The sequence below is a fragment of the Clostridium frigidicarnis genome (assembly GCF_900111985.1).
Taxonomy (GTDB): Bacteria; Bacillota; Clostridia; order Clostridiales; family Clostridiaceae; genus Clostridium_Z; species Clostridium_Z frigidicarnis.
In genome coordinates this window covers 36,788-43,137 of sequence record NZ_FOKI01000030.1, presented here as the reverse complement: position 1 = coordinate 43,137, position 6,350 = coordinate 36,788, and the positions used below count along the sequence as shown (strand labels likewise).

Genomic DNA, 6,350 nt, shown 5'->3' with positions numbered 1-6,350 from the left:
CCCTTTCCCAAAATTACTTTTGACGAAAGAGAGCTACACTTATTAAGTATGCACAATCTCTCTCATCTTTTTTTAGATAAAACATCTAAAATAGGAATTGGCACCATATATGCGAATGATACATACTGGTTGCCGAAGCTTCACAGGGCCTTTCCCTCCACTTCTCTTGATAAGAGTTAAATTATTTAATTTTATCGATCTATCTACCTAAACAAAAAACCTCTTTGTTAAAAGAGGTGGCGTCATCTGCTTATCTTTCAACACTTGTTGTAGGATTTAGCACCATATATGTAAATAAAACATACTGGTTGCTGGGCTTCATAGGGCCTTTCCCTCCACCACTCTTGATAAGATCCATATTTAAATTATTATAACTTTACCAAATTTTATTTAATATGTCAATGATAATTTTAAAAAAATATGGTAAAAAATAATTAAAGGTTTTGATTATTTACCTTATTAAGGCTATATGTATTATCTAAAAATTTGCTCTTTTAGAGCTTAATGTTATCTTTGCAACAAACCCCATAACCAAGGTAAATGCTCCGGCAATTAAGACAGTTATATAAACCCTATCACTAAAGCTATCCAGCAATGTACCATAAATAATTTGACCTAATGGAGTTGCACATGTAGCCGCTGCAAAAAGTATTAGCATAGCTGATACTGTGAAAAAGATAAAGGGTATCCAGAATCCTAAATTTGATGTAACTAGTTTAACGGACAATGCCATTGGAATGAATAAAAGTCCACAAGCAACAAACCACAAATACAGGTTATCTATTTTTAGTTTTTTACTAATAACCCCGATTCCTATGGCTGCCAAAATTGTACTAAAAGATATTGCTCCCTGTGCTATGCCAAATAATGTACTATCAGCGCCCATTACAATCTTCACAATATAAGGTACACCTACTAAAATCATTGGAGCTAAAAATAAGTTTATCCCAGCCACAATGAACATGGTTTTTAAGATAAAACGATTTTTATTTAATATGTATCCTAAACCTTCTTTAATATCCATAAAAATTGCCGTTACAATATTCCCTCCATACGACTTCTTTGTAAATGGTATTTGTATGAATATTTCCATTACTGCTGACAAGAAAAATGCAATGCAGCTAACAATTACAACAGCTTCAAGTCCTACAAGTCCATATAATAAACCTCCTAAAATTGGACCAACGATTCCTGTTAATGCACTTACACCAGATACAATTCCATTTGCCTTTATCAAGTTATCCTCATCAACCAATACTGGAATTGATGCTTGGACAGCAGGCTGATACATAGTGCTTACAACAGACAGCAACGTCATTATCACACCTATTAAAAACACTGAATTATTCCCCCATAACAAAGATAGCATTAAGGCTAAAACAATGGTACTACTTAAAAAATCAAAAATCACCATTAAGTTTCGACGATTGAATCTATCTGCAATAGCACCAGCGATTGGTGAAAGTATTATAACTGGTATAGTTGAAATAGCTAAGATTGTAGCAAAATCTTCCGCTTTACCTGTTAAATCAAGGATATATAGGGATAAAGAGAATTTTAATATCGCTGCTCCAAAAAGTGATATAATCTGCCCTAAAACCATTAAATTAAAATTTCTATTAAATGTTTTCATTTTTGGCGGTTCACCCCCCATAAATTTGATAGGATTACTGCAACACCAAAATAAATTGGAATCTCAATTTTCCTAAACACACCAAGTAAAACAAGGAAAACTCCCACTATGATACTCATAATTGAACCGAAGAATATTATTGAATGTCTGGGCAACTCTACTGATACATGAAAAAAGCGGTTTAATTCATTTACAAATTTATCCATGATATGATTTTCCTCCATATAAAATTCTATATGCGCCATATAATTTGCATAAGATTTGATAAAATTGCAGCAATCCCAATTCCAATACAAATCCATGCACCTGTACTTTTACCTTGTGTTTTCTTTTTTCTTAATAAGCCAAACATTATAAGAAAAATTCCTATTACTATGCTAATGATTGAAGTAATTAATAATAATTGTGGGTCAAAAGATACATTGAAATAATTATCTAAGTTACTCATGGCAGCTCCTCCTCATAAGAATTTAATATAAATCATTGTTTACAATATTTTTTATGGCTATTGTGGCAAAAAACACCCCAATAGCACCTAATGCTAATGAAATTGGTATTATAGAAATTAATCCTCCGGTACCTACTTGCGCATTAACTACTATACTAACAATGAAAATGGATGAAATAATGGTTGCAATAGTGGATTTTCGTATCATTCCAATATACAGGGGTAGCATTCCCAATAAAGTTGCTGTAATTGTTGTTATTACAACATTAAAAACATCTTTAGGGGTAATCCCATAACTAACAAAACTCAATATCTTGCTAATTCCAAATATGCATATGTTTTGAAACAATTCCGAAATAGCAATAGAAACAAATGTGACTAGCAATATCAGTACTAATTTAGTGGCTATCAACTTTTTTCGGTTAATTGGATAAGTAAAAAGTAATGACATTGTTTTACTTCTAAATTCTTCAATGATGATCGTTGCTATTAGAACAGATTCCCATACCAAAAAAGTAGCTTTCATTAACATACTACTAATGCTTATTGTATCGAGTTCAACAGATGGCAAATTGGTTTGTGGAATTTCACCCATTGAAAGCATATATGTCATAAACACACTAAAAAATAAAATAACTATATTGGCAATCATTACACCAAAAACATGATTCTTTAGGTTAAATCTTCTTAGTTCAAGCTTTATCAAATTTGTCATTATTTCCTCACCCCCTCTAATAGCTGCAAATAGTATTCCTCTAAATTAATATTCTTTGCCGTAATATCACTCATTGACACTTCCTCCAGAATAATCCCATTGTTAATAATGCCGATGGTATTCGCAATTTTCTCCATTTCACTTAGAATATGGCTTGATATTAAAATTGTCGTTCCTCGTTCCTTATTAATTTTAATAAGCAATTCCCTCATGTCTGATATACCTTTAGGGTCAAGACCATTAATTGGCTCATCCAATATTAGAATTTCTGGATCTGTCAATATTGCTCTGGCTATTGCAAGTCTTTGTTTCATCCCCAGTGAGAAATTTTTCACCTTTTTATTACCTGTATCTGATATTTCAGCCATTTGTAAACACTTTTCAATGTTTGCCTTATAATCAATTCCCATATAGTCACAATGGAGTTCAAGATTTTGTCTAGCTGTTAGATTTAGGTAAAAAACAGGCATTTCAATAATACTACCAATTTTGCAGAAAACATTGTTACTACTGTCCAGTTCCTGTTGGCTCAATAATTTAATTGTACCGGAGGTTGGCTTTAGTATTCGAAACAATACTTTCATCAAAGTGGTTTTACCCGCTCCATTTGCTCCTAAAAATCCATAGATTTCACCTTTTTTAACTTTCATATTTACATTTGATAATATGGGCTGATTATCAATTACTTTGCATAAATCATGTACTTCTATTGCATAGTCCAAAACATCACCTCCTATTCAAAAATTTCTTCTATCATATTGTCAAGCATAAAGTTAAATACTTCAAAGTGATCGTAAATAAGGTGCTCTTTACGCATGTTTATAGACAAAAGTGTGTCAAAAACTGCCATAGCCTTTTTTTCTTCAACTTTAAGAGTTAGTTTAGATTGCTTAATAATTTCGTGTATGCCGCTTAAAGAATTAAGTTGATGCTTGGATAGCCATTCTTTTGGGACTTTATTTATAAACGCTATAAAATCTGGGTTATCAAAATCAAAGATAAGGTTTCCCTTGTCATACTCCCAATATATTAATTTTAACGCTTTTGCAAAGTCGTATTTCGTAGGTGTTCCAGCCATAGTTTCTTGAATTATCAAAATCAATCGATCTTGAATGACATCAACAACATCGCAAAATAATTCCTCTTTTGAATTGTAAAACAAATAAAAAGCACCTTTGGATATTCCTACTTTTGCACAAAGACTATCAAGATTAGTTCTTTTATAACCAAATTTAGCCCAACTTTTTTCACATTCTGCAATTAATTTTTCTCGTATATTCTCTTTTTCAGTTTCAGTAAAACTTTTAGCCATTATAATACCTCCTTTAAAATTACCGTATGACCAAATAAATTTTATAAGTCATACAGTAATAATAGATCATAGGATTAAACTTGTCAACAAAATAAATAATTTTTATATACCCCTAATTATTTATAAATTATTGGCTGATGAGAGACATTATAAGATTTAATCTGTATATATTGCAAAAAGAAAAAGCACCCATCAAATAAAGATTAGCGTGCTTCTTTCTTAATTTAGCTTGTTCAATTTATTCAATAGCTCTAAAACATAAAACCATCATTTCATCATTTTTTTAAATAAAATATCTCCATTTATATAATAACTCTATTCTTTTTCCTTTAATTTTATTGGAAACAATAAATCTACTTGATGTTCATCTCTTTCTGGCCAATTAAGATTTGAATGATAAACATAAAAAATATTATAATCTTACATTTTTTCTTGTAATATATTTACACCACATCTACCTTGTGCTACAATATAGCTAAGTACTTTACGGTACAAGGTAGTGGAAAGAAGGTGATTAATTTTGAATGATAAATCTCAGCTCATGCGTGGAACAATAGAAGGCTGTATTTTACAAATAATTAATATAAAAACAACTTATGGTTATGAAATTGTAGAAAAGCTTCAACAATATGGCTTTAAAGAAATAAGAGAAGGAACTATTTATCCGCTTCTTTTAAGACTGGAAAAAAAGAATCTCATTAATTCAGAATTTCGACCCTCACCATTAGGGCCATCTAGAAAATATTATTCACTAACAAAAGAAGGAATTTTAACTTTAGAAGAGTTCCATAAAAACTGGACTGAAATTTCTAAATCTGTAAATACAATATTATCTATGGGGGGTATAAATAATGGCAAATGAATTAAATACATTAAAAACACAAAATGAAACTACTACTGAAAAACTAACTGATATAAATCAAGAAATTTTGTCTCGCATTTTAAAATATGTACAAATCTCTAGAATTGGAGCCTTTGATAGAGAAATTATTAGAAAAGATTTAATTGGAATGGCTATAGAAGCTGAAAAACGCGAAAAAACTTTATCTGATATAATCGGTGATGATGAAAAATCTTGGTGCGATTCTATTGTGGATGGCTATGGAAAGGTTTCACTTAAAGAATTAATTCTTTCAATCCTAAATCAAATATCACTTTGGTGGTTTATGTGGGGAATTATGTTCTTCAATTTAACCCCTTCAGTTGTTAAATTTGATGTAGGACATTTATCATTGTTCTTATTATATGCTTTAATCCTTTCTAGTTATACTTTTTTTATATCATATAAATTTGCATTTCAATCTTTAACTAAACGACTTTTAATTAACTCTATGTTTTTTATTGTAGTAACTATATTAATCGCAATACCTTCAAGAACTTTAAAGGGAATTGTTTTATTTTCTATTCCAAATTATGTGATACACTTAGTCTTTGGTACTATATGGGCATCATGTACATTCCTATACAAAGATTTAATTCATAAACAAGCAAAGAAAATAAATTGGATGGAATAGAATATTTACATTATATAAACTATAAAATCAAAGCACAAACCTTGTAAGAAACCCTGTACAAAGTTTGTGCTATTTTTAATGTATGCTTACCTATTCGTACAACTCAATGTTATAATTTATTATAAACCTCTTCGTAAGCGCCAAATAACTCGTCACCTAGCATAAGCAGTAACTTGATGTAATAATATTCCTATATCAATATAAGGCAGTGACTTAGGGTGGCAAAAAGAAGATCTAAGGAAGTGAGAGTATTGTCAAAATTAAGAGCTAGAGCAATTATTCCATATGAAGAGTGCATTCTACTCATACACAGAATAAGAGAAGAACAAGGTGCAAAGTTGGACTACTATGTATTTCCAGGTGGTGGTGTAGAAGATGGAGAAAATGAGGAGCAATGTGTTATAAGAGAAGTATACGAAGAGTTAGGCATTGATATCAAGGTCTGTAGAGAAATTTATAGATTACGCAATAATGGAGAAGTTGAAATATTTTTCTTAGCCGAATATATCGGAGGAGAAATTGGAACTGGAAATGGGGCAGAATTCTTATGTAAAGATAATGGGGTATATATACCAACTATTGTTCCGATTAACAAACTAAAGGATATTCCCCTAATTGATGTGGTTAGAGATACTCTTGTAAGCGACTTGTATAGGTATAAAAGATTTGATTGTATCAAAAAAAGAGAATTATAAGATGTTAACTGTTTTATGAAAATATTGTTTATT

General features: G+C 30.6%; 9 protein-coding genes and 2 riboswitches. Of the genes, 3 read left to right on the top strand and 6 right to left on the bottom strand.

Features of this window, described 5'->3' with window-relative positions:
- Positions 1-59: 59 nt before the first annotated feature.
- Positions 60-176, bottom strand: a riboswitch (SAM riboswitch).
- 71 nt (positions 177-247) lie between these two features.
- Positions 248-354, bottom strand: a riboswitch (SAM riboswitch).
- A 124-nt stretch (positions 355-478) separates the two neighbouring features.
- Genes BM119_RS14875 through BM119_RS14850 form a run of 6 tightly spaced genes read right to left on the bottom strand, consistent with a single transcriptional unit; the run spans position 479 to position 4,108 of the window.
- Positions 479-1,654, bottom strand: a complete 1,176-nt coding sequence (locus BM119_RS14875; protein ID WP_242948442.1) for an MFS transporter — start codon at positions 1,652-1,654, stop codon at positions 479-481.
- The gene (locus BM119_RS14870) at positions 1,630-1,839 is read right to left on the bottom strand and encodes a hypothetical protein (RefSeq protein ID WP_090042528.1); all 210 of its coding nucleotides are present in this window, start codon (positions 1,837-1,839) and stop codon (positions 1,630-1,632) included. The genes BM119_RS14875 and BM119_RS14870 overlap by 25 nt, the downstream gene beginning before the upstream one ends.
- 26 nt (positions 1,840-1,865) lie before the next feature.
- Positions 1,866-2,081, bottom strand: a complete 216-nt coding sequence (locus BM119_RS14865; RefSeq protein ID WP_090042527.1) for a hypothetical protein — start codon at positions 2,079-2,081, stop codon at positions 1,866-1,868.
- Between the two features lie 22 nt (positions 2,082-2,103).
- A complete protein-coding gene (locus tag BM119_RS14860) occupies positions 2,104-2,796 on the bottom strand; it encodes an ABC transporter permease (RefSeq protein WP_090042526.1) in 693 nt (230 codons plus the stop codon).
- Entirely contained in the window at positions 2,796-3,518 is a 723-nt protein-coding gene (locus tag BM119_RS14855; protein WP_090042525.1) for an ATP-binding cassette domain-containing protein, read from the bottom strand. The genes BM119_RS14860 and BM119_RS14855 overlap by 1 nt, the downstream gene beginning before the upstream one ends.
- An 11-nt stretch (positions 3,519-3,529) precedes the next feature.
- The gene (locus BM119_RS14850) at positions 3,530-4,108 is read right to left on the bottom strand and encodes a TetR/AcrR family transcriptional regulator (protein ID WP_090042524.1); all 579 of its coding nucleotides are present in this window, start codon (positions 4,106-4,108) and stop codon (positions 3,530-3,532) included.
- Positions 4,109-4,628: 520 nt separating this feature from the next.
- On the opposite strand from BM119_RS14850, the gene BM119_RS14845 reads away from it, so the two are divergent.
- The 3 genes from BM119_RS14845 (at position 4,629) to BM119_RS14835 (ending at position 6,317) form a co-directional block, all read left to right on the top strand.
- On the top strand, positions 4,629-4,970 hold the full coding sequence (locus tag BM119_RS14845) for a PadR family transcriptional regulator (RefSeq protein ID WP_090042523.1): 342 nt from the start codon (positions 4,629-4,631) through the stop codon (positions 4,968-4,970).
- A complete protein-coding gene (locus BM119_RS14840) occupies positions 4,960-5,622 on the top strand; it encodes a DUF1129 domain-containing protein (RefSeq protein WP_090042522.1) in 663 nt (220 codons plus the stop codon). The genes BM119_RS14845 and BM119_RS14840 overlap by 11 nt, the downstream gene beginning before the upstream one ends.
- A 251-nt stretch (positions 5,623-5,873) precedes the next feature.
- Positions 5,874-6,317, top strand: a complete 444-nt coding sequence (locus tag BM119_RS14835; RefSeq protein ID WP_090042521.1) for an NUDIX domain-containing protein — start codon at positions 5,874-5,876, stop codon at positions 6,315-6,317.
- The last annotated feature ends 33 nt before the right edge of the window (positions 6,318-6,350 follow it).

Coding starts and splice junctions, on each gene's coding strand:
- BM119_RS14850 (WP_090042524.1), bottom strand. CDS start 4,108: ATGGCTAAAAGTTTTACTGAAACTGAAAAAGAGAATATACGAGAAAAA.
- BM119_RS14840 (WP_090042522.1), top strand. CDS start 4,960: ATGGCAAATGAATTAAATACATTAAAAACACAAAATGAAACTACTACT.
- BM119_RS14860 (WP_090042526.1), bottom strand. CDS start 2,796: ATGACAAATTTGATAAAGCTTGAACTAAGAAGATTTAACCTAAAGAAT.
- BM119_RS14865 (WP_090042527.1), bottom strand. CDS start 2,081: ATGAGTAACTTAGATAATTATTTCAATGTATCTTTTGACCCACAATTA.
- BM119_RS14870 (WP_090042528.1), bottom strand. CDS start 1,839: ATGGATAAATTTGTAAATGAATTAAACCGCTTTTTTCATGTATCAGTA.
- BM119_RS14875 (WP_242948442.1), bottom strand. CDS start 1,654: ATGGGGGGTGAACCGCCAAAAATGAAAACATTTAATAGAAATTTTAAT.